Annotated in this window: 22 protein-coding genes; 14 read left to right on the forward strand and 8 right to left on the reverse strand. The window is 62.8% G+C overall.

The window, feature by feature from the left end; all coding sequences use genetic code 11:
- Nucleotides 1–83 precede the first annotated feature (83 nt).
- The 3 genes from IPK70_04855 to IPK70_04865 all read left to right on the forward strand — a co-directional run bounded on the left by IPK70_04855 (nucleotide 84) and on the right by IPK70_04865 (nucleotide 3,251).
- Nucleotides 84–287: a hypothetical protein gene (locus IPK70_04855; protein MBK8226485.1), complete on the forward strand. Its 204-nt coding sequence runs from the start codon at nucleotides 84–86 to the stop codon at nucleotides 285–287.
- A gap of 175 nt (nucleotides 288–462) precedes the next feature.
- Nucleotides 463–2,592 (forward strand): elongation factor G, encoded by a 2,130-nt coding sequence (locus tag IPK70_04860; GenBank protein MBK8226486.1) that lies wholly within the window; start codon nucleotides 463–465, stop codon nucleotides 2,590–2,592.
- Nucleotides 2,593–2,678: 86 nt separating this feature from the next.
- Entirely contained in the window at nucleotides 2,679–3,251 is a 573-nt protein-coding gene (locus tag IPK70_04865) for an OmpA family protein (GenBank protein ID MBK8226487.1), read from the forward strand.
- A 27-nt stretch (nucleotides 3,252–3,278) separates the two neighbouring features.
- Here the strand turns inward: IPK70_04865 and IPK70_04870 are convergent, their stop codons facing one another.
- The gene (locus IPK70_04870; protein ID MBK8226488.1) at nucleotides 3,279–3,722 is read right to left on the reverse strand and encodes a nucleotidyltransferase; all 444 of its coding nucleotides are present in this window, start codon (nucleotides 3,720–3,722) and stop codon (nucleotides 3,279–3,281) included.
- Between the two features lie 249 nt (nucleotides 3,723–3,971).
- Between IPK70_04870 and IPK70_04875 the strand changes: the two genes are divergently transcribed.
- Complete coding sequence (locus IPK70_04875; GenBank protein ID MBK8226489.1) at nucleotides 3,972–6,422, forward strand: hypothetical protein; 2,451 nt, start codon at nucleotides 3,972–3,974, stop codon at nucleotides 6,420–6,422.
- Complete coding sequence (locus tag IPK70_04880; GenBank protein MBK8226490.1) at nucleotides 6,419–7,375, forward strand: alpha/beta hydrolase; 957 nt, start codon at nucleotides 6,419–6,421, stop codon at nucleotides 7,373–7,375. Before IPK70_04875 ends, IPK70_04880 begins: the two co-directional genes overlap by 4 nt.
- 20 nt (nucleotides 7,376–7,395) lie before the next feature.
- Here IPK70_04880 and IPK70_04885 read toward each other — a convergent pair whose 3' ends face one another.
- Nucleotides 7,396–7,971, reverse strand: a complete 576-nt coding sequence (locus IPK70_04885) for a DinB family protein (protein MBK8226491.1) — start codon at nucleotides 7,969–7,971, stop codon at nucleotides 7,396–7,398.
- 45 nt (nucleotides 7,972–8,016) lie between these two features.
- Nucleotides 8,017–8,583, reverse strand: coding sequence for a Crp/Fnr family transcriptional regulator (locus IPK70_04890; GenBank protein MBK8226492.1), 567 nt, complete (start codon nucleotides 8,581–8,583; stop codon nucleotides 8,017–8,019).
- A 65-nt stretch (nucleotides 8,584–8,648) separates the two neighbouring features.
- Between IPK70_04890 and IPK70_04895 the strand changes: the two genes are divergently transcribed.
- Both IPK70_04895 and IPK70_04900 read left to right on the forward strand, forming a co-directional pair.
- Nucleotides 8,649–9,692 (forward strand): adenylate/guanylate cyclase domain-containing protein, encoded by a 1,044-nt coding sequence (locus IPK70_04895; GenBank protein MBK8226493.1) that lies wholly within the window; start codon nucleotides 8,649–8,651, stop codon nucleotides 9,690–9,692.
- On the forward strand, nucleotides 9,689–10,789 hold the full coding sequence (locus IPK70_04900) for a hypothetical protein (GenBank protein ID MBK8226494.1): 1,101 nt from the start codon (nucleotides 9,689–9,691) through the stop codon (nucleotides 10,787–10,789). Before IPK70_04895 ends, IPK70_04900 begins: the two co-directional genes overlap by 4 nt.
- Here the strand turns inward: IPK70_04900 and IPK70_04905 are convergent.
- The gene (locus IPK70_04905) at nucleotides 10,783–11,850 is read right to left on the reverse strand and encodes an adenylate/guanylate cyclase domain-containing protein (GenBank protein MBK8226495.1); all 1,068 of its coding nucleotides are present in this window, start codon (nucleotides 11,848–11,850) and stop codon (nucleotides 10,783–10,785) included. The genes IPK70_04900 and IPK70_04905 overlap by 7 nt on opposite strands.
- 44 nt (nucleotides 11,851–11,894) lie before the next feature.
- Nucleotides 11,895–12,362, reverse strand: a complete 468-nt coding sequence (locus tag IPK70_04910; protein MBK8226496.1) for a hypothetical protein — start codon at nucleotides 12,360–12,362, stop codon at nucleotides 11,895–11,897.
- Here IPK70_04910 and IPK70_04915 point away from each other — a divergent pair.
- Complete coding sequence (locus tag IPK70_04915) at nucleotides 12,361–12,909, forward strand: hypothetical protein (protein ID MBK8226497.1); 549 nt, start codon at nucleotides 12,361–12,363, stop codon at nucleotides 12,907–12,909. The two genes, IPK70_04910 and IPK70_04915, sit on opposite strands and share 2 nt — an antisense overlap.
- On the opposite strand, the gene folP is transcribed toward IPK70_04915, so the two are convergent.
- A complete protein-coding gene (folP, locus tag IPK70_04920; protein MBK8226498.1) occupies nucleotides 12,900–13,730 on the reverse strand; it encodes a dihydropteroate synthase in 831 nt (276 codons plus the stop codon). The genes IPK70_04915 and folP overlap by 10 nt on opposite strands.
- A gap of 104 nt (nucleotides 13,731–13,834) precedes the next feature.
- Between folP and IPK70_04925 the strand changes: the two genes are divergently transcribed.
- The 4 genes from IPK70_04925 (at nucleotide 13,835) to IPK70_04940 (ending at nucleotide 19,816) form a co-directional block, all read left to right on the forward strand.
- Entirely contained in the window at nucleotides 13,835–17,101 is a 3,267-nt protein-coding gene (locus tag IPK70_04925; protein MBK8226499.1) for a M36 family metallopeptidase, read from the forward strand.
- A gap of 68 nt (nucleotides 17,102–17,169) precedes the next feature.
- The gene (locus IPK70_04930) at nucleotides 17,170–17,715 is read left to right on the forward strand and encodes a DUF1599 domain-containing protein (protein MBK8226500.1); all 546 of its coding nucleotides are present in this window, start codon (nucleotides 17,170–17,172) and stop codon (nucleotides 17,713–17,715) included.
- Between the two features lie 43 nt (nucleotides 17,716–17,758).
- Complete coding sequence (locus tag IPK70_04935) at nucleotides 17,759–18,202, forward strand: hypothetical protein (GenBank protein MBK8226501.1); 444 nt, start codon at nucleotides 17,759–17,761, stop codon at nucleotides 18,200–18,202.
- A gap of 201 nt (nucleotides 18,203–18,403) precedes the next feature.
- A complete protein-coding gene (locus IPK70_04940; GenBank protein ID MBK8226502.1) occupies nucleotides 18,404–19,816 on the forward strand; it encodes an MBL fold metallo-hydrolase in 1,413 nt (470 codons plus the stop codon).
- Nucleotides 19,817–19,946: 130 nt separating this feature from the next.
- On the opposite strand, the gene IPK70_04945 is transcribed toward IPK70_04940, so the two are convergent.
- Both IPK70_04945 and IPK70_04950 read right to left on the reverse strand, forming a co-directional pair.
- Nucleotides 19,947–20,732: a DUF2490 domain-containing protein gene (locus IPK70_04945; GenBank protein ID MBK8226503.1), complete on the reverse strand. Its 786-nt coding sequence runs from the start codon at nucleotides 20,730–20,732 to the stop codon at nucleotides 19,947–19,949.
- 4 nt (nucleotides 20,733–20,736) lie between these two features.
- Nucleotides 20,737–22,374, reverse strand: a complete 1,638-nt coding sequence (locus IPK70_04950; protein MBK8226504.1) for a SulP family inorganic anion transporter — start codon at nucleotides 22,372–22,374, stop codon at nucleotides 20,737–20,739.
- 115 nt (nucleotides 22,375–22,489) lie between these two features.
- On the opposite strand from IPK70_04950, the gene IPK70_04955 reads away from it, so the two are divergent.
- Both IPK70_04955 and IPK70_04960 read left to right on the forward strand, forming a co-directional pair.
- Nucleotides 22,490–23,170 carry a response regulator transcription factor gene (locus IPK70_04955; GenBank protein MBK8226505.1) on the forward strand — a complete coding sequence of 227 codons (681 nt, stop codon included), beginning with the start codon at nucleotides 22,490–22,492 and terminating at the stop codon, nucleotides 23,168–23,170.
- Nucleotides 23,167–24,525, forward strand: a complete 1,359-nt coding sequence (locus IPK70_04960) for a HAMP domain-containing histidine kinase (GenBank protein ID MBK8226506.1) — start codon at nucleotides 23,167–23,169, stop codon at nucleotides 24,523–24,525. The genes IPK70_04955 and IPK70_04960 overlap by 4 nt, the downstream gene beginning before the upstream one ends.
- The last annotated feature ends 36 nt before the right edge of the window (nucleotides 24,526–24,561 follow it).

The raw sequence follows: 24,561 nt of genomic DNA on the forward strand, positions 1-24,561 counted from the left end.
AGGCCATCGCGTTACATTCGCCCCGCTCCGCTGAACAAGTCCGCTCCTGGCGTGTTCCCCTGAGCCAAAAGGAAGGACCCGTGATGCAGAACGCGAGCGAAGCCCAGCCGAATGGCGAGGGCACCCCGGCAGAGCACCAGAAGCCCGTCGAGACGATCGGCTACCAGCAGAGTGAGGACCTGGCCTTCTGTCCGCAGAAGGAGCTGAACCTGCCCGCCAACTATGATGAGGTCGTGGAGCGGTTCAAGCGGCTTCAGGCCGGACGGGCCATGGAGTCCTTGAATTAGCCCGGCGCATCCGATTTGCAGAAAGCCCGCGCGAGCGGGCTTTCTGCATTGGGACTGACCCTTGCCTTGGAATTGTCCGGGGCAGCGGGCTAATTTCAGCCCAAGCCTCGCGCGTCGCCCCAGGCGACCTCCACGAATGGCGGAAGCCCCATTCATCCCTAACCCCTTCCATGCCATGAAAACCTTCGATGCGAAACACATTAAGAACGTCGTCCTCCTGGGCTCCCACGGATGCGGCAAGACCACGCTGGCCGAAACCATGCTCTTCGAAGCGGGTCTGATCCAACGCCGCGGCCGAGTCGAGGACAAGAACACCATCAGCGACTACCACGAACTGGAGCACGAGCGCGGCAGCAGCGTATACAGCACCGTGCTGCACACCGAGTGGCAGGGCTACAAGATCAACATCATCGACACCCCGGGCCTCGATGACCTCCTGGGCGAGACGATCCCCGCGCTCCGCGTGGCGGACACCTGCATACTGCTGCTGAACGCGCACCATGGTGTGGAAGTGGGCACCGACCTGGTGTGGGAACACATGCAACGCTATGACCGCCCGGTGCTCATCGGCGTGAACCAGTTGGACCACCCCAACGCGGACTTCGATCAAACCGTGGCGCAGGCGAAGGAGCACTTCGGCAGCGCGGTGACCGTGATGCAGTACCCCGTGGAGCAAGGCGACGGCTTCCACCGCATCATCGACCTGCTGAAGATGACCATGTATGTCTTCAAGGATGCCGGTGGCAAGCCGGAGAAGCAGCCCATCCCGGAGAACGAGATGGAGCGCGCCACCGCCCTGCACAAGGAACTGGTGGAGAAGGCCGCTGAGAACGACGAGACGCTCATGGAGCACTACTTCGAGAAGGGCGAGCTCGATGAGGACGAGATGCGCATCGGCCTGAAGCAGGGCATGATGAAACGGACCTGCTTCCCGGTCTTCTGCCTGAGCGCGCTGCGCAACATGGGCAGCGGCCGCCTGATGGGCTTCATCGACAATGTGGCCCCAGCCGCGCTGGAGATGCCTGCGGAGGAACTCGTCGGCGGCGGCAAGCTGGAATGCGCTGCTGAAGGCCCTGCTGTGCTCTTCACCTTCAAGACCATGATCGAGCCCAAGGCCGGGCACATCACGCTCTTCAAGGTCATGAGCGGCGAGGTGAAGGAGGGCACCGATCTGGTGAACGACAATACAGGAGCCACCGAGCGTATCGGGCAGCTCTTCATCGTGGACGGCAAGGAGCGCAAGCACGTGGAGAGACTTGTCGCCGGCGATATCGGCGGCACCATGAAGCTGAAGGACACCGCCACGGCCCACACGCTGCACGCGCCAGGCAAGAGCGTCAAATTGCAACCCATCGCCTTCCCTGAGCCGCGCCTGCGGCAGGTGATCAAGGCCACCGACCAGAAATTGGAGGAGAAGCTACACGCGGCGCTCGTGGAGATCCAGAAGGAGGACCCCACCATTGTGCTGATGTACAGCCGAGAGACCGCACAACAACTGGTGGGTGCCCAAGGCGAACTGCACCTCAACCTGCTGAAGTGGAAGCTCAACCACCACTACAAGGTTGATTGCGCCTTCAGCAGCCCGCGCATCCCCTATCGAGAGACCATTCGCAAACCCGCTGAGGCCAGCTACCGGCACAAGAAGCAGACGGGCGGCAGCGGCCAATTCGGCGAGGTGCACCTGAAGATCGAGCCGTGGCACGAAGGCATGCCCGAGCCGCACGGCCACAGCGTGCGCGGCAAGGAGGAGCACGAGTTGCCCACCGGCGGCAAGCTGGTGTTCTACAACTGCATCGTCGGCGGCGTGATCGACAACAAGTTCATGCCGAGCATACTCAAGGGCGTGATGGAGAAGATGGAGCGCGGCCCGCTCACCGGATCGCCGGCGCGCGACATCCGCGTGCTTGTGCATGACGGCAAGATGCACCCGGTGGACAGCAACGACATCAGCTTCAAGATCGCTGGCCTGCAGGCCTTCCGCGAGGCATTCACCAACGCCGACCCGCAGTTGATGGAGCCGATCCAGGAGCTGGAGGTGCGCGTGCCCGCCGACCTCATGGGCGATGTGATGACCGATCTGCAAGGACGGCGTAGCATCGTGATGGGTGTCGACAGCAGCGGCCGCTACCAGATCATCAAGACCCATACGCCACTGGCCGAGTTGGACCGCTACAGCACCACCCTCCGCAGTCTGACCCAGGGGCGCGGCACCTACACGGAGAAATTCCACGCGTACCAGCAAGTGCCCAGCGAATTGCAGCACAAGCTGGTGAGCAGCCACAAGGAAGAGGAAGTGGCGGCGTGAACAGAATGTAGTCCGACAAGCGCGCCCTGCGGGAGACCGTGGGGCGTGCTCGTAGTGGTAGATTTCGATCCCAGACTATGATGCTCATGAACCGCCTGGGTCTATCCGTGCCGGTCTTGCTGTTGGCCTCAGCAGTTGATTCCGTCGACCTGCTGCAAAAAAGTGCTCAGCCTGAAGGAGTCGAAGGTTGTTCCGAGGAAGCGAGCCTTCATGCATCATGCCCGCCGATCGCGAGGGCTGTCTTCCGGTGGAAGGACCGCGATTGTCAAGTAGGCGCAGTGAATCGTGATCTACGCTTCACATTCGCCGTGGACGATGATGAGATGATGGCTTTCCCTGAGAACAATGCTCTTCTTGACTCTGTCCTTGGTTTCATGAATGCAGTGCCGTCGGTTGAACTGGAGGTAGGACAGCACATGGGCGGGTACACCCGGTTGCGCAAGTCGCAGGAAATCCAGCTTTCACAGCTACGTGCGCAGGCAATCGTTACCGCACTGGCCGATAGAGGCATAGAACAGGGCCGCCTTTCCCCAGTTGGCTATGGAACGTCAAAGCCTCTTATCAGTCGAGACTCCATAGCGGTCATGGACCAGGAAGGGAAGGAACGTGCACATGGCGTCAACCGCCGCACGGAGTTCAAGATCCTGCGCTGCGAGTAGAGCTGCACGCCACAACGGAATGATGGTTCACGGCTCCGGTATGTTCTCCAAATCATCCAGGTCCCGGTGCCTGCCACTCGCTTTCTTGTTCTTCACCAGATCGTGGTACCCAATGAAGTTCATGCGCAGGCCATCAAAGGTCTCTTCCTTCCGGTTCGCGTAGCACTCATCGAAGCGCACGCCGTCAATTGACATCAACAGGTCGATGCGCAAGGGAGGCTGTCCGAGCTGGATGACGTTGTCCTCCTTGGTCAAGTCGCCAACGGTGATGTTCAGGCCACCGAAGCCAAAACCGTGCAGTGCCTTCAGCACACGCTCAGCGTTCGAAGTCGTCGGTTTCAGCCAGATATCGAGGTCGCCGGTGTAGCGCGGGTAGCCATGCATGCCCACCGCGTAACCGCCCACGATCATGTACTCAGCGCCGTGCTCTTTGAGCAATGCGACAAACTCTTTGAAGTCTTTGCTCAGCATGGATGTGTGCCATGAATTGCGCCCGAAGGAACTCGACGGCCGCCAATCGTTCTTCCACGCTGCGGCCAGCCCAGAAGAGCTTGTCCGGCGGGGTCTTTCCTTGCTCGCTGATGAGCGCTTCTTTTCGCACGTTGCAATATACAGCGCTTGCCATCTCGGTGACGGATAGTTGAACGCGGGCTGCAATGAACGCAACCCGAGGGACTGGCGAATCAAGCGCATGGAACCGAGCGCGACCTTTGCGCCTCAATGCGCCTCTTCCTGCCTATCCTACTGATCCCTTCGCTCGGCGCAAGCGCCCAGGACACCACCCTGGTCTGCAAGAACCTAACGGCCTCGCGGGCCAAGGAGCGCATCGTGGTGGATGGCGTGCTGGATGAGCCCTCGTGGGCCACGGCCGACATCGGCAATGAATTCGTGCAGAACGAGCCGATACCGAACGAGCCCAGCAAGTACCGCAGCGAGGTGCGCGTGCTCTTCAGCGATCATGCCATCCACGTAGGTGCGGTGCTTCACGACAAGCCCGACAGCGTAATGATGCGCCTCAGCGGCCGCGACGACATCGGTATCACGGACTGGTTCGGCGTCACGCTCGATCCATACCAGAGCGGGCGCAACGGATTCGAATTCGTGGTCACGGCAGCAGGCGTGCAATTGGATGCGATCGTGGCCAACGAAGCGGAAGATGACAACTGGCATGCGGTCTGGCACAGCGCCACCAAAGTGACTGAACAGGGCTGGGTGGCGGAGATGAGCATCCCCTACTCCGCTTTCCGCTTCCCAAAGGCGGAGGAGCACGTCTGGTCCATTCAGCTGATGCGGCTTGTAGGCCGAACGAGAGAGAAGAGCTTCTGGAACCCGATCGATCCATTGAAGGAAGGCTGGCTGCGGCAATGCGGTGTGCTCACGGGCATCCACGGGATCGATGCACCGCTGCGCCTGATGCTCCTTCCCTATGCATCGGCCTACGCCCAGCACTTTCCTCAGGAGGACCCGACAGCGAAAGACTGGACCAGCAGCTTCAACGGTGGCATGGATGTGAAACTTGGACTGAGCGATGCGTACACCCTCGACATGACGCTGATACCGGACTTCGGGCAGGTAGTGAGCGACAACGTGGTGCTGAACCTCTCTCCCTTCGAGGTGCAGTTCAACGAGAACCGGCAGTTCTTCACCGAGGGTACCGAGCTGTTCCAGCGCGGTGACGTGTTCTACAGTCGACGGATCGGCGGGGTGCCGTTGCTGCGCGACGATCTGTATTCATCCTTGCAGCCGGGAGAGACCGTGTCCGATGATCCCGGCGTGAGCAAGCTCATCAACGCCACCAAGGTGAGCGGTCGCGGACCGAAAGGTCTGGGCATCGGCGTGCTGAACGCCGTAACGCGCGCCACGTACGGCACCATCACTGACAGTACCGGTGCCACCCGTGAAGTGCTGACCGACCCGCTCACCAACTACAGCGTGGTCGTTGCGGACCAACAGTTGCCGAACAACGGTTACCTGAGCCTGATCAACACCAATGTGCTGCGCGAGGGTGACACATACGACGCGAACACATCCGCGATCGATGTGCTGTTGAACAACAAGGCGCGCACGCTGCAGGGAGGCGCAATAGGCCGTATCACGCAGCAATTCGGGCCGGGCCTGGACCGCGACCCGGGTTACTCCTACGAGTTGGGCATCGGTAAGACCGGTGGTGCACTCACATACAGCACCTCGTACGAGGAATTCTCGCCGGAGTACGACCCCAACGACCTGGGGTTCTGGCCATGGGTGAATTACCGCAGTGTTGAACCCGAGTTGGAGTATGTGAAGTACAAGCCGAAGGCGCCCTGGCAGCGCTGGGGCATCGGCTTCAACGGCGAGTACTCGCGCGTGATCGTGCCGGACCACTTCTTCAACTTCGCTGTGGGGCTGAACACCTTCCGCGTGCTGCGCGGCTTCAATGCCTTCGGTGGCGGCATCCGCGCCGAGCCGGTGCTCACCTACGACCCCTTCGAGGCGCGTGTGCCAGGGCGGCTCTACGAGTTCCCGGTGAACATCAACTACGATGTCTGGATCAGCACCGACTACAACAAGCCTTACGCGGTGGATCTGAACCTGGGCTACCGTCGCTTCTATGAGCGCGACCGGAAGAACCTCATGGCCAACCTGGAGCAGCGCTTCCGGCCCAACGACAAGCTCTTCTTCATCCTGGGCGCATGGCACGAGTTCAAGGACGAGGACGTGGGCTGGGTGGCCTTCTTCGATGAAGACATCATCCTGGGCCGGCGTGACCAGTGGACCACGGAGATCAGCCTCGAGGGCAGCTACACCTTCACCAACACGCTGTCTCTGAACGCCGATGTGCGCCATTACTGGAGCCGGGCTCAGTACGTCGAGTACCACGAACTGCTGCTCGATGGGAAGCTGGCCGCTACGGAGTACACCGGCCTACACGAGGATGGCTCGTCCAAGCACGACGTGGATTTCGACGCCTTCACCGTGGATCTGTGGCTGCGCTGGAACTTCGCGCCTGGCAGCGAGATCACCCTTGGATGGAAAGACAACATCTTCGCCCGCGAAGGCATCGTGCGCCAGGACTATTTCGAGAACCTCGACAACACATGGCGATCACCCGGCATCAACAGCTTCTCGCTCAAAGCGATCTGGTTCCTGGATGCGGGGAGCGTGCTGAGCAAGCGGAGGGCGCGCCGATGAGATTGCAGCGTGCGGAGAGCTGGATCTTCATTCTCTTCATGGTCATCGGGCTCTCCTCGTGCAATCTCGCCCGCATGCACGGACGCAAGTGCGAGAACCGATTGGAGCGCAAGGGCTATGAAGCGCGAACCGTGACCACGCCTGCGGGAACGCGCTTCGCGTGGTACCGCGACACCGGCAAGCCCAAGCTGCTGCTGCTGCACGGTTACACCGGAACGGGCGCGCTGCAATGGAGCAAGACCGCCAAACTGCTGCGCAAGGACCACGACTGCGTGATGCCGGACCTGCTCAGCCACGGCAAGAGCGCGAAGTGGGATACCACGCACGCCGGTCGCAGCATCGATGACCAGGTGGCGCATGTGCTGCTGCTGCTCGACAGCCTCGGGGTGAAGGACCCGATACCCGTGGTGGGCAACAGTTACGGTGGCGGGGTGGCGGCGCGCTTGGCCGAGCTGCATCCCCAGCGCATCAGCAAGCTCGTGATCTACGATGGCCTCGTGAGCGATTACACGCAGGCCCTCGCCGATAGCATCGCGCAGGCGCACGGGGCTCCAGGCATGCTCGCGGTGATGCGCACGCCTGCCCCCAAGGACCTGCGCTTCGGCATCCGGCTCTCGCTGTATCGTGACCCGCCCATGCCCGGCTTCATCCTCAAGCAGATCTACAACGAGTTCGCCGCGCCCTACCGCGCCGCGCAGATCACCTTGATCAAGGACCTGATGGCGCACGAGGCATCATTCGTTCATAAGAAGTACGACTGGAAGATGCCCGTATTCCTGATCTGGGGCGAGCGCGATGAACTGATCCCGAATGCTGTTGGCCGGGCGGTGCTTGCGCGAAACGGGTTGGCGGAGCACCGCTGGATCGTGATCCCGAGGACGGGCCACGTGCCGAACATCGAGCGACCGAAGGAATTCGTGCGTGTGCTGAGCGGGCTGCTCGTTGCGGATTGAGCAGCACCCATCCTCCCATTTCAATGATGGGCCAGCAAGCGCTCGATCTGCATGAAGTGCCGCTGCTGATGCGCGATCGGGAAGCGGAAGGCGTCGCCGGCGCGGAGCTGCACCAAAGGCCCCAGCGTGCTCACGATGCGCATGCGGTTGAGATCGGAGGCCGGTGCACGGTTCAGCAGCCGGATGAGGCCCTCGCACATCGCGACGAACCGGAGGATGCTCCCCGAATCGGAGCCCGTGTTCCGCGCGGGATCGAAGCGGCGGATGGTAGGCATGCGCAAGGGCAGGCGCCCATCGGCCTTGGGCAGCATGGCGCGCGTGAAATAGTCGCCGAGCAGGCCCGGTGTGAAGGTCAGTGATGCAGGCAGGTCGGCAGCGCGTGTCGCGAAGACGTGCTCCAAGCCTTGCAGGTATATGCCACTGCTGAGCACCATGTGCTCGAAGACATCAAGCACGTTCCATTTCGCTGGATCCGGGCGATGCAGCAGCCGTTCGGCGGGCAGCTCCGCGATGGCGCGTGCGCGGGCGATCTGCGCATCGAGTTCCGCGATCAGCCCTTCGCAGAGGGACTGGGCATCCATGGGCTTCCGGTTCATGCTGCGAAGCAAGGAACGCCCGAGGGCATGCACCGTTGATCTGCATCAAGAAGCGCTGCGGCGCAAGCGGCTCAGCGTCTCCGGGGTCATCCGCAGGTAGCTCGCGATGTCCTTCTGCGGGACGAGCTGCAACAGTTGCGGGCTTCGCTTCACCAATCGTTCATAGCGCGCGCGCGCGCTCAGGCTCATCTGCTCGATCTCGCGGGTGGCGCGGCCAAGCAGCGCTTCCTCGGCGATCAACCGGCCCCAGCGCTCCAGCACGGGCAGTTCAGCATACAACCGCTGCAAGTCGCTGTGCGTGATGCCCAGCAGGATGCTGTCCGTGACCGCAACCACATCGAACCGGGCCGGCTGGCGCGTGATGAAGGACCCGTATTCGCCGCTCCAGCTGCCGCCGTACGCGAAACCCACGCAGATGTCAGTGCCATCATGCGGGAACGAGAGCTTCTGAACGCCTTGGGCTACGATGTAGAAGCGGTCCTCGACCTTGCCGGCACTGCTGATGAAAGCGCCGCGGCTGAAAGCATGTTCCTTCCAGCACGGAGCGATCACCGCCCAATCGCGATCGGAGAGCTCAACATAGCGCGCGATGGTGCGGCGAACGAGGTCCATGACGCAAAGGTGGCGGCATCCGGGGCAAGTACATTCGCGCCCCGCTGGGAACCGGCAGGCCCGAGATGAACTCCCTTACGCGCTATAAGCTCCGCAAGATCGCCAAGTACGGCCTGGTGGCTGCGATGGTGGCCTGGGTGCTCACGCTCTTCGCCGGGGACGACATCAGCCTGCTCGTATTGGGCGCGTGGCTGCTGCTGGGCCTTTGGACCGGAGTGCTGGAGGAGTACCTCTTCGGAAGGCGCTTCCGGGCCTTGGCCGTGCCCTTGCAGTTCCTTGGGAAGGCCCTGCTGGTGAACCTCTTCACCATGCTGCTCATCGGCGTGGCCTGGCTCTGGGGCAGCGATCGCTTCACCATGCTCGCCAGCGATGCGCCCTACCGCATGCACGAGATCTTCGGCATGGCCCAGTTCTACCGGCTGGTGCTGCGCGCCGTGGTGGTCAGCTCCATCGCCATCCTCGTGGTGCAGGTGGAGGAGTGGATGGGTCGGAGAACCTTCATGGGCTTCCTGCTCGGCCGCTACGAGCGTCCCAAGCGCGAAGAGCGCGTAGTGCTCACCCTCGATCTGGTGAGCAGCACCGAGATCGCAGAGCGCCTTGGGGACCTGCGCTATTACCGCTTCCTCAATCATGTGTATTCGCTGATGACCGATGCCGTGCTCCGGAACGAGGCCGATATCCACAAGTACGTGGGCGATGAGGTGATCTTCACCTGGCCCATGCGCATCGGCACCCGAAAGCTGAATTGCCTCGACCTGTTCTTCGACATCGAGGCGCGCATCAAGGAGCATGAGACTGAATTCATGCGCGAGTACGGGCTTGTGCCCCAGTTCCGCGCGGGCCTGCACGGCGGCCGGGTGATCTCCGCGCAGGTCGGCCACATCAAGCGCACCGTCGACCTCAGCGGCGATGTGATGAACAGCGTGAGCCGCATGCTCGGCCTCGCGAAGGTGATGAAGACGAGGATCCTGGTGAGCGCCGAATTGCTTGAGCGGATGCCGGAGGCCACCAAGCGTTTCGACATCGGGCCGGAGCACCTGGTACCGGTGAAAGGCAAGCGCCGTGAGGTACGGGTGCACGATGTTTCACGCCTGATGGTGGCGCCATGAAACGGTGGGTGCCCCTGGCTTTCGCGGTCGCGGTGCGTGCATCGATCGTCGGGGCCCAATCGCCGGTCCCTTTCGTTTCCGGTGAAGAGCGCTTCGTCATCCTCGCGAACGGGCGATTCGAGAAGCTCGAGCCTCGGCCGCCCGCGCTGGTGCACGCCATGAATGATCAGGTCGTTTACCGCGACCACCAAGGACAGCTCAAGGTCTTCCTTCCTGAAGGACGGCGCCTCCATCTGCTTGACCGCGCTGGCGGCGACCCGCAGGGCACACGGCATCGGATCGCCTGGCTCAGCGCCGATACGCTGATGACCATCCGCGAGGGCCGTGCACGCGCGATCGCCGCCAATGTGGCGGCCTTCGGTGTGAGCGACAGCCTGATCGTGGTTCACGACTCGCTGCTCAACGAACTCCGGGTGCTGTGGCGCGGCACTGCCCAATCCATCGCGCTGGTTGAGCGCGGGAGCGAGCGACCGCAATGGCTGCTCGGGTCGAACGCGCTCGTGGTCTTCAACAGGGAGGCGCGCAGGCTCTCACTGTTCCAAGCTGGCCGATTGCGCGTACTGAGCGACAGCACCGACGTCGGCATCGCGGTGGCGGGAGGAGGTGTGGTTGGCTGGTGGGACGGGCATGCGCGCGTGTTCAAGGCGCTCTTCCAAGGCAGCGAGCAGGAGATCAGCGATCTGCGGCCGGCATCGGCGAAGGCCGGGGATGGCCTCATCGCGTTCATCGATGGCAATGGGCGCTTGAAGTGCTTCGAGCGAGGAACGGTGCATCGCGTCCTGGATGAGCCGCCCACGGAATACTGGGTGAAGGACAGCCTGTTGCTGTACCTGGAGCGTGGGCGCCTGATGCTCTTCCGTAATGGGGCAAGCACGCTGGTGGAGCCATACGTGCCGGAGCAATGGCAGGTCGAAGGCGGATTGCTCGTGTACCTCGACTTGAACCGCGAGTTGCGCGCCATTGCGCAAGGCGAGCGCTTCCGGTACGGCACGGAAGCGGCGATCAAGCGCTTCGAGCTATTCGGCGAGCGGGTGGTTTATCGCAGCCCGCTGGGGCAGTTCGTGGTGGCCGATCGGCGGAAGACTTGGATCTACTGAACCACGGAAGTCGAGGAGCCCTGTGGCTCTATGGTCCATAGGCTGATGGCCGATCGCTTCCCCTTCAGCGCGATGCTGCCGATCTCGCGCACCGGGAGCGCCCCCTTCGGCAGCAGCAGGTCCAGCAGCTCCTTGCTGATCAGGTTGTCCACTCGATGCTCGTTGCAGGTGTTCTGGATCCGCGCGGCGGTATTCACAGCATCGCCGCTGAAGATGCGCTCCTTCTTCACCAGGCCCACCTCGCCGGTGGTGACCTCGCCGTAGTGGAAGCCGGCCTTGAACGTAGGCGTGATGCCATAGCGCGATTGGTAATAGGATGCGCGCCTTTTCAGCTTCGCGCGGATATCGAGGAAGCAGCGTATGCAGCGCTGCTTGTTCAGCCCTCTGCGCAAGGGCCAGCTCACGCTGATCTCGTCGCCCACGTACTGGTAGATCTCACCGCGCGAATACACGATCGGGTCCGTGATGTCCTGGAACAGCTCGTTGATGAGCTGGAAGTAGCGCACATGGCCCAGGTCCTCGGCGATGCTCGTGCTCGAGCGCATGTCGAGGAACATGAAGATGCGCAGCTCCTGCCGGGGCTGATGGTAGCGCCCTGCGAAATGCGAGAGGCCGTCGGTGCCGAATTGGTCGCTGAGACGCACCATGAGCATGGTGGCGCCCATGAGAGCCGTCCACTGCAGGTAGTTGCCGAGCCAGGCCACGCTGAACAGGCGGTCGGTGAAGCTGCCGCCGATGGGATCGCTGGATCCCGGCAGCCATGCCAAGGTCACCACGAGCACGGCAGCGATCAGCGCCGCCATGATGGCCAGGGCAGGCAGATAGGCCAGGTGCCGGAGCCGATCGCGCAGCAGGAAGATGTAGGCCCCGCCGCCCGCGAGCCCCACGCCGAATACCAGCATGATGCGGTCGAGCAGGCGGAGCGGCAGGTCGCTCGCAACACCTTCCTCGGCCAGCGCATTGTGCTCGAAGAGCGCGCTCAAGGCCCCGGCCGCCGCCCACGCACCAGCGATGCGGAGGGTGCGGTTGGCGCGCAGGCGCAGGCGGATGAGCGGATCCATGGGGCCGCCGAAAATAGACTGCGCTTCACTGCGGCATGTTAAGCCTAGCTATGCTGAGGGCGCTGGCGCCGCTTGCGCGGAAGCATCACTGCATAGTACCAGCCGACAACGAGGATCCCCGCGATGAAGAAGGGCACCGCCCAATGCCGCTTGGTATCCTCGAACCAGAACTCGCCCATCATCCAGATTCCGTTGGCCGTGATCCAGCAGACCACGGCGATGCAATGGAGCAGCTCGCCCAGGTCCCGGCGCATCCGCCAAGCGATGTGAACGGCCATGAGGAAGGTGGGGATGAACATGGCCAGCCCCAAGGGCTTCCACACCATCACCCAGCACAGGTCCTTCAGCAGCCAGAGCACGATGTGGAAGTTCTCTGATGCGCGCAGGTCGCGGAACATGTCAATTGGTTTGGCGCGAAGATGCGTCCGTCGAAGTTTCCGCACCTTCGCGGCCGCACTCGATAAATTGTCGGCGATGAAGAGCAGGAGGATGGCGGGATTGCGCGGGCTCATGGCCGTAGCGTTCCTGTCTTTGGGATCAACGAGCGATGCGTTCTATATCCGCATGCATGGGCTCGTGAGCGAGTACTTCACCGGCGACGGGCTCAAGCAGGTGCAGGTCCGCCTGGTGAAGGACAGCGTGGAGCGCGAGACGAAGTTCACCGATGGGAATGGCGAGTACGAGATCTACCTCGAGCGCGGCTACGATTACCAGGTGTGGTTCTATCGCAAGGACATGGTGCCCAAGTACGTGCGCATCGATGCCCGCGAGATCCCGCTGTTCCCCGATGTGCCGTTCTACGATATGGACGTGCAGGTCACGCTCTTCGCTTTCATCGAGAAGTTCGACTTCGAGCTCTTCGACATGCCGGTGGGCATGGCCAGCTACAAGCACAGCGTGCGCAACCTGAGCTGGGACATCGAATACACCGAGCGCATGCGCGGCGAGACGGCGCGGGTGATGGTGCTGTACGAGCGCGCCATCGGTGAGATGCAGAAGGCCATGCTGGCCCAGCAGGCAGCGAACAGGCGCAAGAAGCGCAAGCGCGCCTATTTCTGATCCCTGAGGGCAGCCAGGAGCTTCACGCACTGCACGGCCTCCTTGACATCGTGGACCCTGAGGATCGATGCGCCCTTCAGCAACGCGATCGAATTGAGCGCCGTGGTGCCGTTCAGCGCCTCATCAGCCGTTGTCGCCAGCACCTCGTTGATCATGCGCTTGCGCGATAGGCCGACCAATACCGGCGCACCGAGCGCGACCACGGATCCGAGACTGTTCAGCAACGCGTAGTTGTGCGCGGTGGTCTTCCCGAACCCGAAGCCGGGGTCGAGGATCACGTCAGCGATGCCCGCTGCGTGCGCCGCATGGAGCCGTCGGCTCAGGGAGAGCGCCACTTCGGCCACCACATCGGCATAGCGCGGATCGACCTGCATGGTGCGCGGCGTGCCTTGCATATGCATCGCGATGTACGGCACCCCCAGCTTCGCAACGGTCGGCAGCATGTCCCCGTCAAGGGTGCCTGCGCTGATGTCGTTCACCATGCTGGCACCAGCGGCGATGGCCTCGGCAGCGATCGGTGCCCGCCAGGTATCTATGGAAAGGAAGGCCTCCGGGAACCGCGACGCGACTGCAGCGATCAATGGAATGGCCCGATGCTGCTCTTCCGCTTCGTCGACCTCCGCGGCGCCCGGCCGCGTGCTCATGCCGCCGACATCAAGGATGGTCGCGCCATCCTCCAGCATCCGCTCCGCAACGCGCAAGGCATCGTCCACCCGCGCGCGGCTCGGCGCATGGAAGGAATCGGGCGTGGCATTGATGATCCCCATGACCATTGGGAACCGTGCCTCGCGCAATCGATCCTTCACTCGCCAGCTGGTCATTCCATCCGGATTCGGCGCCGAAGGTCGCATTCGGCTATGTTTGGGCAACGTAGCCTCCTCTCTCGCCCCGACACGCGGTTCCCCATCAATTCAACGCCCAGCCCATGCGTTTCCGACCGATCGCCCTGTTCGCAGGGCTTGTTTGCGCGACCCTGCTGGGTGCGCAAGAGCACTCAGGCGTGATCGCCTCCTACCTGCGCGACAATGGCGCCAAGCTGGGCCTGACGGCTGCTGATGCGCAGCAGTGGAGGATCACCGATCATCCCTCGTCGAGCGCGCCAGGGGTCTCCATCATCCATGTGGTGCAGACCGCGAACGGCCTCGATGTGCACAACGCCATGGGGACCTTCGCGCTCCGCGATGGCCGGGTGCTGCATTTCGCCGACCGATTCGTGCGCGGCGCGGCGGCGAAGGCAGGCCCGGCGGAACCCGCCATCTCACCTGTGCAGGCGCTGCGTGCTGCCGCAAGCGCGCTGGACCTGGCGATCACCGAGGAGCCAGTCGTTCTTCGCGAACTGCACGGGGGCGTTCTTGAGCTCTCACCTTCGGGCATCGCGCATGATCCCATTCGCGCGGCGCTGCTCTATCAGCCGATGGGGGATGGCTCGGTCCGCCTCGCGTGGGACCTCACGATCCGATCGGTGAGCGGCCCGAACTGGTGGCACCTCGCCGTGGATGCGGGCAACGGTGCATTGCTGCGGCTGAACGACTACACCGTGCAATGCCAGTTCCCGAGCGAAGAGCACGCGCATGGGGTGAGCGGTCCAGCGCCGTGTGATGCAGCAACCCCGGAGGCGCTTCCAGGATCCGCCGGCTATCACGTGTTCGCTTTGCCGATTGAGAGCCCGAACCATGGCGCGCGCGCACTGGTTATCGATCCAGCGGATCCCATCGCTTCGCCCTTCGGCTGGCACGACGTGGACGGCATTGAGGGCGCCGAGTTCACCACGACACGCGGCAACAACGTGCGGGCGTACGAGGATGCCGATGACAACGACCAGCCCGGCTACAGCCCGGAAGGAGGCCCAGCCTTGAGCTTCGACTTCCCATTAAACCTGGGGTTGGCGCCCGATGGGAACCAGGATGCGGCCATCACCAATCTCTTCTTCTGGAACAACCTGATGCACGACGTGTGGCAGCGCTACGGCTTCGACGAGCAGAGCGGCAATTTCCAGCAGACCAACTACAGCGGCACCGGTGAGGGAACCGATCACGTGCTCGCCGAGGCGCAGGACGGCGGCGGGACCAACAACGCCAATTTCGCATCTCCGCCCGATGGTGATAACGGCCGCATGCAGATGTACAACTGGACGGCCGGGTCCCCCGACCGCGATGGCTCCTTCGACAACGGCGTGGTGGCGCATGAGTATGGCCACGGCATCTCGATCCGGCTCTCTGGCGGCGCCAGCAATTCCGATTGCCTCAGCAACGATGAGCAGATGGGTGAGGGCTGGAGCGATTGGTTCGGCCTGATGCTCACCATGGAACCTGGCGACCAAGGCTCCGACGGCCGCGGCATCGCCACCTACGCCTCCGGCGAGGCCATCACCGGAGTGGGCATCCGCCCGGCGCGCTACTCCACCTCCTTCGCCGTGAACAACTACACCTACGGCGCCACCAATAACTCCGCGCTCTCCGAGCCGCATGGGGTGGGCTTCGTTTGGGCCACCATGCTTTGGGACCTGACCTGGGCGCTGATCGCCGAGCATGGATTCGATCCGGACCTGTACACGGGCACGGGCGGCAACAACATCGCCATGCAGCTCGTGATCGAAGCATTGAAGCTGCAGCCTTGCAGCCCGGGCTTCGCCGATGGTCGCGATGCCATCCTCGCAGCCGACGAGCTCCTGTACGCCGGTGCGAACAAGTGCCTCATCTGGCAGGCCTTCGCCACGCGCGGCCTCGGCTACAGCGCTTCTCAGGGCAGCAGCAGCTCGCGCTTCGACCAGACCGAGGCGTTCGATCTGCCGAACATCTGCCTCACGGCTACCACGCCTCCAACGGCCGGTTTCTCGCTCGAGCTCCTCTCCGCTTGTGATGGAACGGTGCACTTCAGCGATGCTTCAACGGACATCCCGCAATCGTGGGCTTGGGACTTCGGCGATGGCAGCACCTCTTCTGAGCAGAACCCGACGCACACCTATGCATCGAGCGGCACCTTCACCGTCACGCTCACCGCGTCGAACAACATCGGGTCCGACGAGCAAACGCAACAGGTCATCATCGAACTGCCTGAAGCACCGAGCGCGGATGACATCACGGTTTGTTCCGGAAGCTCAGGCACGCTCACGGCCACGGTCACTGATGAAGCGGTCTGGTACGATGCGCAAGAAACCTTGCTCGGCAGCGGAAGCCCATTCACCACGCCGGTCCTGAATGCCACGAGCACCTTCTACGTTCGCAACGAGATCGCGTCGGCTCCGGTCAACGTAGGGCCGTTGAACGGTTCCATCGGCACAGGCGGTCAGCACGGCAATGCCTTCATCGGCACGGTCAATTTCACCGCCTTCCAGCCCTTGACGATCGTGTCGGCATGGGTGGAAGCCGCCACAGCCGGACCGCGCACCTTCAACCTGTGGAACGGTTTGAACGGAACGAATGGCGCCCCCATCCAGACCATCGTGGTGAATGTGCCAGTGGGGCAGGGCCGCATCGACCTCGGCTTCCACGTGCCAGCACCGGGCGTGTACAGTGTCGGGGGCAACAACATGAACCTCTTCCGCAATAATTCCGGGGCGAGCTACCCCTATACCGAGCCCGGACTCATCTCGCTCACGGGGTCCTCCTCGACCACCGGTCCGGATTTCTACTACTACCTCTATGATCTCGAGGTGGTCGCTGATCCCTGCCGCAGTCCGGCCGTTGATGTGGTGGCCTTCGTGGTGCCCGGCGCCGATTTCAGCTTCGTGGCCAATGGCACCACGCTCACCTTCACCGAAGCATCGGGTGGCGCAACCAGCTGGTTCTGGGATTTCGGGGATGGAACCACCTCCACCGACCAGAACCCTGTGCATACCTATGCCGACGGCGGCCCATACACCATCACGCTCATCGTTAATTCAGGCGCATGCAGTTCAGCGCAGACCTGGGAGGTGGGCGTCGGGGTTGAAGAAGCAGGTTCGCCCAATGGGTTCTTGATCGTCCCCAATCCGGCTTCGGACCTGCTGATCATCGTGCTCGATGCCGCTGTTCCTGCAGGCGCAACCATTGAGCTCCTGGATGCTTCGGGCCGGAGGGTGATCGAGCGCCGCTTGAATCAAGGCGTCGAGCGTGCGGAACTGGATCTGGCCGGGGTGGCATCCGGGGCCTATCATGTGGGTGTGCGAACGGGGCAAGGCACCAGGAAGCAGCTGGTCGTGGTGGCGCGGTGAATCCTGCGCATTCAGGACCATGATGCGGGCCGATCCTGACCTGAGTCGGGATTTACCTTCGGCCGCCCATGGAACGCACCATCTCGCAGTACGACGCTGTCATCAGCGAGTGCCACGACCTCTTCGTGAAGAAAGCCAAGGATTACGGCACTGCTTGGCGGATCATGCGAGTCCCGTCGCTCACGGATCAGATCTTCATCAAGGCCCAGCGCATCCGGACCATACAGCAGATAGGCGAGAACAAGGTGGGCGAAGGGATCCGGCCGGAGCTCGTGGGCATCATCAACTACGCGGCCATGGCCCTTGTGCAACTGGAGCTTGGCGTGGTAGAGGCCCCGGACCTCGATGCCCAAGCTGCCGCTGACCAAGTGCTTCGGCAGCAGCGGATCGCGCGCGACCTGATGACGCGCAAGAACCACGACTACGGCGAGGCCTGGCGGAGCATGCGCGTGAGCTCGCTCGTGGACCTGATCCTGATGAAGCTCCTGCGGATCAAGAGCATCGAGGACAATCAGGGGGCCACCTTGGTGAGCGAGGGGATCGATGCCAACTTCCTCGACATCATCAACTACGCGGTCTTCGCCATGATCCAATTGGACGAGGCGCACGGCTGAGGCCTCGCGTTTCGCCTACTTTCGCACCACACAAACGGGCACCATGCGCATCATCCTCAGCATCCTCGCCCTGACCTTCATCACGGCCACGACCACGGCGCAAGACGCCAGCACCAAGAAAGAACGCAAGGCCAAGAAGACGGAGGCCATCGCGGCCACGCCCGATGAGGCCGCTGCGAAAGCCGCGTGCTGCGCCGGCAAGGCCAGCGCTGGCAAGGCCGGTTGCCATGACAAGGCGGAGACGAAGTCCGCCGAGGCCCATGCCCCAGAAGCCGTGAACGCCGCTACGCTGCAAGAAGCTCCTGCCGCTGAGGCCATCGCACCCGAAGCTCATGCGAAAGGCGCTGCATCCTGTGCAGGCAAGGAAAAATCCAGTTGCTGCGCGGGCAAAGCCAAGGGCGATAAAGCAGCCTGCGCCGGCAAGGCTGAAGCCCATACCCACGATGTGAAGACCGAGGAAGCCCCAGCGGCGGCCCCGAACCAGTAGTCTTTCCAGGCTTGAAGGCCCGGCCCGGAAGCTTCCGGGCCGGGCCTTCGCTTTTCTGGCCGGTGATGCAAGTCACACTTGGCGGCCTTCGCTGATGATCGTCAGCGAAGCGGTTTCACGGTTAAGGGAGTTTTGCGTCGCAGCGGGATTGGTTCAAGGCAAGCATCAACCCGCCATCAACCCTCAACTCCACCTAGGACCATGAAGCTCCAGCAGATCTACACCGGCTGCATCGCGCATGCAGCATACTATCTTGAAAGCAACGGCGAAGCCGCCATCTTCGATCCGCTGCGCGAAGTGCAACCCTACATCGACCGAGCAAAGGCCGATGGCGCAGCGATCAAGCATGTGTTCGAGACGCACTTCCACGCTGACTTCGTGAGCGGCCACCTGGATCTGGCGAAGAAGACCGGGGCCACCATCGTGTACGGCCCTACCGCCAAGCCTGGATTCGCCGCACATGTGGCAACCGATGGCGAGGTGTTCCATGTGGGCAAAGCCAAAGTGAAAGCGATCCACACGCCCGGCCACACCATGGAGAGCACCACGTACCTGGTGATCGATGAAGCCGGCAAGGAGCATGGCCTCATCACTGGTGATACGCTCTTCATCGGCGATGTGGGACGCCCCGACCTGGCGCAGCATGTGATCGCCGACCTCACCGAGGAGAAGCTGGCCGGCCACCTCTTCGATTCGCTCCGGAACAAGATCATGCCCTTGAGCGACGACCTGATCGTGTATCCGAATCACGGTGCGGGCAGCGCCTGCGGCAAGATGATGAGCAAGGAGACCACCGATACGCTCGGCAACCAGAAGCGCACCAACTACGCGCTCAATCCGGAGCTCACGAAAGAGGAGTTCATCAAGGAACTGCTCACGGGCCTCACCGCGCCTCCCGGGTATTTCCCGAAGAATGTCCTCATGAACATCCAGGGCTACGAGAGCCTCGATGCCATCATGGAGCGCGGGAAGAAGGCCTATGCGCCCGATGAATTCGAGGTGGTGGCCAACGAGGAGCGCCCCTTGGTGCTCGATACCCGTCCGGCCGGGGAGTTCGCGAAGGGCTTCATCCCCAACAGCATCAACATCGGGCTCGACAGCAACTTCGCCATGTGGGTGGGGGAGATGATCACCGATATCAAGCAGGCCATCCTGCTTGTCACGGAGCCGGGCAGGGAAGAGGAGAGCATCATCCGCCTGAGCCGCGTGGGCTACGACAACGCCATCGGCTACCTGAAGGGCGGGTTCGAGGCCTGGCGATCGGCGGGCAAGGAGGTGGACACGGTGGATCGCATCGATGCGAAGGAGTTCGCGAAGCGCCATGCGGGCAAGCCGGTCGTCATCGATGTGCGCAAGAAGAGCGAGTTCGATAGCGAACATGTGCTCGACGCCATCAATGTGCCGCTGAACCAGATCAACCAGCACCTGGCGCAATTCCCGAAGGACAGGCCGTTCATCCTGCATTGCGCGGGCGGTTACCGCAGCATGATCGCGGCAAGCATCCTCAAGGCGCGGGGATGGGACAACTTCGTGGATGTGGTAGGCGGATTCAACGCCATCAAGGAGACGGACGTGAAGCGCACCGAGTACGTGTGCCCGACGACCATGCTGTGATCCGGAACCAGCAGCTGATGGGGGCGCCCTTCCGGAAGGAGGGGCGTTCTCTATTGCCGGCTTCTCACTCGGTCTCGAACGAGTGGAACGGCCGCTCGTCAGGCGTTATCTCCGGCGGATCGCGGCGCGGTTACGGCGTCGGCGCCTGCGGTTTGCGCAGATCCAGGTTGCAAACGAGCGCGATGTGCACGGTGCTGTTGAGCTCGATGAGGTCCGCACCGCTCGCCGCGCCAGGCCGTTGGATGGTCTGGTACAGGTAGCCGGCCAGGATGCTCACGGATTTGCTCACCTGATAGCCCAGCAGCGCCGAAATGCGGTTCTGCTGGATGAAATCGAGGCGTTGGCTATCGCCGAAATTCAGGAAGACCTCATCGTAGAGCTGCGCACTGAACACGCCGGGATCCAGCTTGTCGTGGCCAAGCGGCACCGTGAGCCAGATGCGGTACCGGAAGCGGCTCTGGTAGGTGTAGCCGTCGAATGCCCCAACGGAGGGGTCGCCATCCGCGGGCTTCAGCTTCGCGATGAAGCGCTCTTCCATGCGGAAGCGATGCTGCAGCCGCGCACGGCCGATGGCATGCCCGCTCAATTGCACTTGCTGGTACAGGTGATGCTCCCAATTCTGGTACTTGATCGGGTGCGCGCCGTACGCGTAGTTGAAGTAGTAGCTGTAGCCCTGCGTGAGCAGCGCCTGGTCGTTCAGGTGGAAATTGATGGCGGGGCGCAGCAGCAGTTGCTGCCAATCCTTGCCCAAGTTGGCGCGCCGCCAATGCCCTTCGGTGTGGAAGCCCCAGCGTTCGCTGATGCGATGATCGCCCCAGTGGGAGGCCCAGAGGTGCTGTTGCGGTTCGGTGACGCGCTGCGCTGCCGCCGTCGCGGACAGGCCGAGAAGCAGGTATGGGAGGATTGCTGTGCGCAAGAGGTCAGACGTGATGGGCGTGCTTCTTGGGCTTGCGGCGCGCAGCATAAGGGTGCTGCGATCGGGGCACAAGGTGGCCCATCTCCGTCACTTCGAACCGCCCGCCGGCGCGCTCATACTTCTCCTTGTAGCCGAATACATGCTCCATCACGGTGTGGTCCACGATGATGGCCTTGTCGAAATCCACGCGAACATGGGCCTGCGGCGGGATGGAGTCGAGCTTCTTCTTCAACCCCAAGTAGTTGCTGAAGATGGCGGCATCATGCACTTCCAGCACGAAGCAGTCGCTCAAGTGGTCGTATCGAAGGTGCATGTTAGGCTTGAAGAGCGAACGGAGGGACGCGCCGCGGGAGAGGTGGATGATCAACTTGAGCAGGATGCCGCTGAACACTCCGATGATGAGGTCGGTGGCTAGCGTGACCACGAGTGTTGTGATGAAGATGCTGAGCTGCTCAGGCCCGATCTGGAGCGTGTGCTTGAAGTGCCCGGGCGCCGCCAGGCGATAGCCGGTGTACATGAGGATCGCGCCCAATGCGGCCAACGGGATGCTGTGGATGAGCGTGGGGAAGGCCGCGATGAAGATCAGCAGGAAGGCGCCATGGAAGAAGTTGGCCCAGCCGGTGCGGCCGCCGTTGTTCACGTTGGCGCTGCTGCGCACGATCTCCGCGATCATGGGCAAGCCGCCGATGAGCCCAGCCAGCGCGCTGCCTGCACCCACCGCGCTGAGGTCCTTGTTCAGGTCGCTCTCCCGCTTCCAGGGATCCAGCTTGTCCACGGCCTTCGCGCTCAACAGCGATTCGATGCCCTGCACCAGCGTGATGCTCACCACGGCGATGAGGAAGGGCAGTGTGAGCGCCTTCGACCAATCGGGGAACACGAGGCCATCAGCGAGGTTCTCCGGCAACGTGACCAGGAACTTCGGGCCGATGCTGTACTCGTGCCCATCAAGGAAGAGGTACTTGTGCTCGTGCTCCAGATCGAACCAGTAACCGAGCGCGATGCCAGCGAGGACCACCACCATCGGCGCGGGGATCATCTTGATCCACTTGTTCCGGAACATCGGCAGAAGGAACATGATCAGCAGGCTCACGAGTCCGATGATGGCCACCTCGGGGTTCAGGTTCGCGATGCTATGCGGGATCTCCGCAAGCAGTTCAAGCGGCTCCTTGCCTTCGGGTTTGACGCCGAGCGCCACGTGCGCCTGCTTCGATAGGATGATGACGCCGATGGCCGCCAACATGCCGTGCACCGCGCTGCTGGGGAAGAAGTCGCCGAGACGCCCGGCCTTCATCCGGCCGAGCAGGAAGAGCAGCGCGCCGCTCACCACCACCGCTGCGAGCATGGCGCGGTACCCGGCCATGGCATCGCCGCCGCCAAGGCTCTCCACAGCGCCGAGGATCACCACGATGAGGCCTGCGGCTGGTCCGTTGATGGTGACATGGCTGCCGTTGATGCGCGAAACGAACAAGCCGCCGATGATTGCCGTGATCAGGCCCGCCATGGGCGGCACGCCAGAGGCCAGCGAAATGCCCAGGCACAAAGGCAGCGCGATCAGGAAGACGATGAACCCGGAGACGAGATCGCTCTTCCAATTCTCTTTCAGGCCAGCTATGCCGGAAAGCGGTAGGTTTCGCTTGGACATGTTGTCGATTCTGGGCCAAAAGTCCAGCGGTGGATGGGCGCTGTGATGAGAGCTTCATTAAAGCCCCGATCAACATGTGCTGCACGGCGTCCCGGCTACTTTCGCCCCGCATCCGATGCGCGCGCTCATCGTCGAGGACGAACCCAAGGTGGCGGCATTCCTGTCCACTGAACTGGAGAAGCAGGGCTTCACCGTGGATGCCGCGATGGATGGAGCCGAAGGCGAGCGGCTGGCCTTGGCCCAGCGCTATGATATCATCCTGCTGGACTGGATGCTGCCCAAGCGCAATGGCATCGAGGTGTGCCGCCATGTGCGCGCGTCGGATCCGCATGTGCCCATCCTCATGCTCACCGCGCTTGATGGAGTGGAGGAGCAGGTGAAGGGCTTCGGCGCCGGCGCGGATGACTACCTGCCCAAGCCCTTTGACGTCACGGTGCTGCTGGCGCGCGTGAATGCCTTGATCAGGCGCGCCCACGGTCGAGGCTCCGAGGCCTTGCTGGTCTGCGGCGACCTGGTGATGGACCACGAAGCCAAGCGCGTGACGCGGGCCGATCAGCCCATCAAGCTCACCGCGCGCGAATACGGCCTGCTGCATTTCCTGCTCCAGCGCAAAGGCAAGGTCACGGACCGGAACACCATCCTCGATCATGTCTGGGACACGAGTTTCGAGGCCGAATCGAACGTGGTTGACGTGTACATCAACATGCTGCGCAGGAAGATCGACAAGCCGTTCGGCCATCCGCTCATCCATACGGTCACGGGCATGGGCTATGTGCTGAGCGACCAACGGCCATGAGCTTCCGCTTGCGCATGGCCATCGTGTTCACCGTGCTGGTCGGTGCGCTGCTGGCCTTGTTCGCCGTGCTGGTGCATGCGCAAAGCGAGCACTTGCGCGAAGAGGAGTTCTTCGAGCGCCTCGAGGACCGCGCCGTGCTCGTTGAGCGCATACTGGTTGAATCGCGCAGCATGCCGATGGCGGAAGCCGAGCATCTGGCCCAGGCACTGCGCGATGCGCTCCCCGATGAGAGCATCGTGGTGATAGACACCCTGGGCGAGGTGATGTTCCAGCGCTCGCCGATCGAGATGCCCGCGAGCTGGCGCGAGACCGCAACTCGGAAGGGGCGTGCCCGCATCACCCAGGGCAGGCGCCAGTACGTGGTGGTCGACCGGCCTGAGACGTTGCCCTTCGGGATCCGCTACACAATGTCCTCCGCCATCGATGCGCATGGATTGGAATCAATGGCCGAGCTGCGGCGTTCGATGCTCCTGACCGGATTGGTGGCCTTGCTCATGACCGCTGGCCTTTCCTGGCTTTACGCTTCATGGGCCTTGGTGCCCGTTCGCTTGCTGGTGCGAAAGGCTGCTGAGATCCACGAGCCCACCGAGCGCCTCCCCGTGCCCCTGCGCCGCGGCGACGAACTGGCTGAGATGGCCACCACCTTCAACGAGCTGCTCTCGCGCATCGACATGGCCTTCAGCGTGCAGCGCTCGTTCATCGCCAACGCCAGCCATGAGCTCCGCACCCCGCTCACCATCCTGCGTGGCGAAGCGCATCAGGCCAGGCAGCTCGCGGACGGCAACAGCGCCATGATGCAGCGCCTCAAGGGCATCGATGAGCAGGCCATGGTGATGCAGGACCTGCTGGAGCAGCTGCTCTGGCTGGCGCAGACCGGGGGCGCTGCCGAGCGGATCCCGACGGAGGCCGTTCGACTTGATGAGGCTGCGGAGCGCGCGCTGGATCGCTGCCGCGCGCGCTATCCTGATCGCCCGGTGCGCTTCGCCATGGAGGCCGATGCCGAAGGCCGCGAGCCGCTGGTGCGAGGCAATGCCGTGCTGCTCACCGCAACGCTTTACAACCTGCTCACCAATGCCGTGAAGTACGGTGGCGAGCGCGTTGAGCTCCGCATCTCCATCATCGGTGATGAAGTGGAGGCAACGGTCACCGACGACGGCGCGGGCATTCCTGCGCAGGCGGTGGCCCGCGTGAAGGAGCTCTTCTACCGCGGCAGCGATGCTGCCCCGCTCGATGGGCATGGCATCGGCCTGGCCCTCGTGGATCGGATCATGCAGGTCCATGGCGGGCGATTCGAGATCAATGCGGTGGAAGGGAAGGGGACCGTGGCAATGGTGCGATTGCCCTTGGCCCTTTAATCCGGCTCTCATGAAGGCGCCGCTGCCCCGGGCCAC

It is taken from the genome of Flavobacteriales bacterium (assembly GCA_016712535.1).
Lineage (GTDB): Bacteria > Bacteroidota > Bacteroidia > Flavobacteriales_F > PHOS-HE28 > PHOS-HE28.

What these genes read in the sequence shown, in the direction of transcription:
- IPK70_04855 (MBK8226485.1), top strand. Translation starts at nt 84, where the DNA reads ATGCAGAACGCGAGCGAAGCCCAGCCGAATGGCGAGGGCACCCCGGCA.
- IPK70_04860 (MBK8226486.1), top strand. Translation starts at nt 463, where the DNA reads ATGAAAACCTTCGATGCGAAACACATTAAGAACGTCGTCCTCCTGGGC.
- IPK70_04865 (MBK8226487.1), top strand. Translation starts at nt 2,679, where the DNA reads ATGAACCGCCTGGGTCTATCCGTGCCGGTCTTGCTGTTGGCCTCAGCA.
- IPK70_04870 (MBK8226488.1), bottom strand. Translation starts at nt 3,722, where the DNA reads ATGCTGAGCAAAGACTTCAAAGAGTTTGTCGCATTGCTCAAAGAGCAC.
- IPK70_04875 (MBK8226489.1), top strand. Translation starts at nt 3,972, where the DNA reads ATGCGCCTCTTCCTGCCTATCCTACTGATCCCTTCGCTCGGCGCAAGC.
- IPK70_04880 (MBK8226490.1), top strand. Translation starts at nt 6,419, where the DNA reads ATGAGATTGCAGCGTGCGGAGAGCTGGATCTTCATTCTCTTCATGGTC.
- IPK70_04885 (MBK8226491.1), bottom strand. Translation starts at nt 7,971, where the DNA reads ATGAACCGGAAGCCCATGGATGCCCAGTCCCTCTGCGAAGGGCTGATC.
- IPK70_04890 (MBK8226492.1), bottom strand. Translation starts at nt 8,583, where the DNA reads ATGGACCTCGTTCGCCGCACCATCGCGCGCTATGTTGAGCTCTCCGAT.
- IPK70_04895 (MBK8226493.1), top strand. Translation starts at nt 8,649, where the DNA reads ATGAACTCCCTTACGCGCTATAAGCTCCGCAAGATCGCCAAGTACGGC.
- IPK70_04900 (MBK8226494.1), top strand. Translation starts at nt 9,689, where the DNA reads ATGAAACGGTGGGTGCCCCTGGCTTTCGCGGTCGCGGTGCGTGCATCG.
- IPK70_04905 (MBK8226495.1), bottom strand. Translation starts at nt 11,850, where the DNA reads ATGGATCCGCTCATCCGCCTGCGCCTGCGCGCCAACCGCACCCTCCGC.
- IPK70_04915 (MBK8226497.1), top strand. Translation starts at nt 12,361, where the DNA reads ATGGCCGTAGCGTTCCTGTCTTTGGGATCAACGAGCGATGCGTTCTAT.
- IPK70_04910 (MBK8226496.1), bottom strand. Translation starts at nt 12,362, where the DNA reads ATGAGCCCGCGCAATCCCGCCATCCTCCTGCTCTTCATCGCCGACAAT.
- folP (MBK8226498.1), bottom strand. Translation starts at nt 13,730, where the DNA reads ATGACCAGCTGGCGAGTGAAGGATCGATTGCGCGAGGCACGGTTCCCA.
- IPK70_04925 (MBK8226499.1), top strand. Translation starts at nt 13,835, where the DNA reads ATGCGTTTCCGACCGATCGCCCTGTTCGCAGGGCTTGTTTGCGCGACC.
- IPK70_04930 (MBK8226500.1), top strand. Translation starts at nt 17,170, where the DNA reads ATGGAACGCACCATCTCGCAGTACGACGCTGTCATCAGCGAGTGCCAC.
- IPK70_04935 (MBK8226501.1), top strand. Translation starts at nt 17,759, where the DNA reads ATGCGCATCATCCTCAGCATCCTCGCCCTGACCTTCATCACGGCCACG.
- IPK70_04940 (MBK8226502.1), top strand. Translation starts at nt 18,404, where the DNA reads ATGAAGCTCCAGCAGATCTACACCGGCTGCATCGCGCATGCAGCATAC.
- IPK70_04950 (MBK8226504.1), bottom strand. Translation starts at nt 22,374, where the DNA reads ATGTCCAAGCGAAACCTACCGCTTTCCGGCATAGCTGGCCTGAAAGAG.
- IPK70_04955 (MBK8226505.1), top strand. Translation starts at nt 22,490, where the DNA reads ATGCGCGCGCTCATCGTCGAGGACGAACCCAAGGTGGCGGCATTCCTG.
- IPK70_04960 (MBK8226506.1), top strand. Translation starts at nt 23,167, where the DNA reads ATGAGCTTCCGCTTGCGCATGGCCATCGTGTTCACCGTGCTGGTCGGT.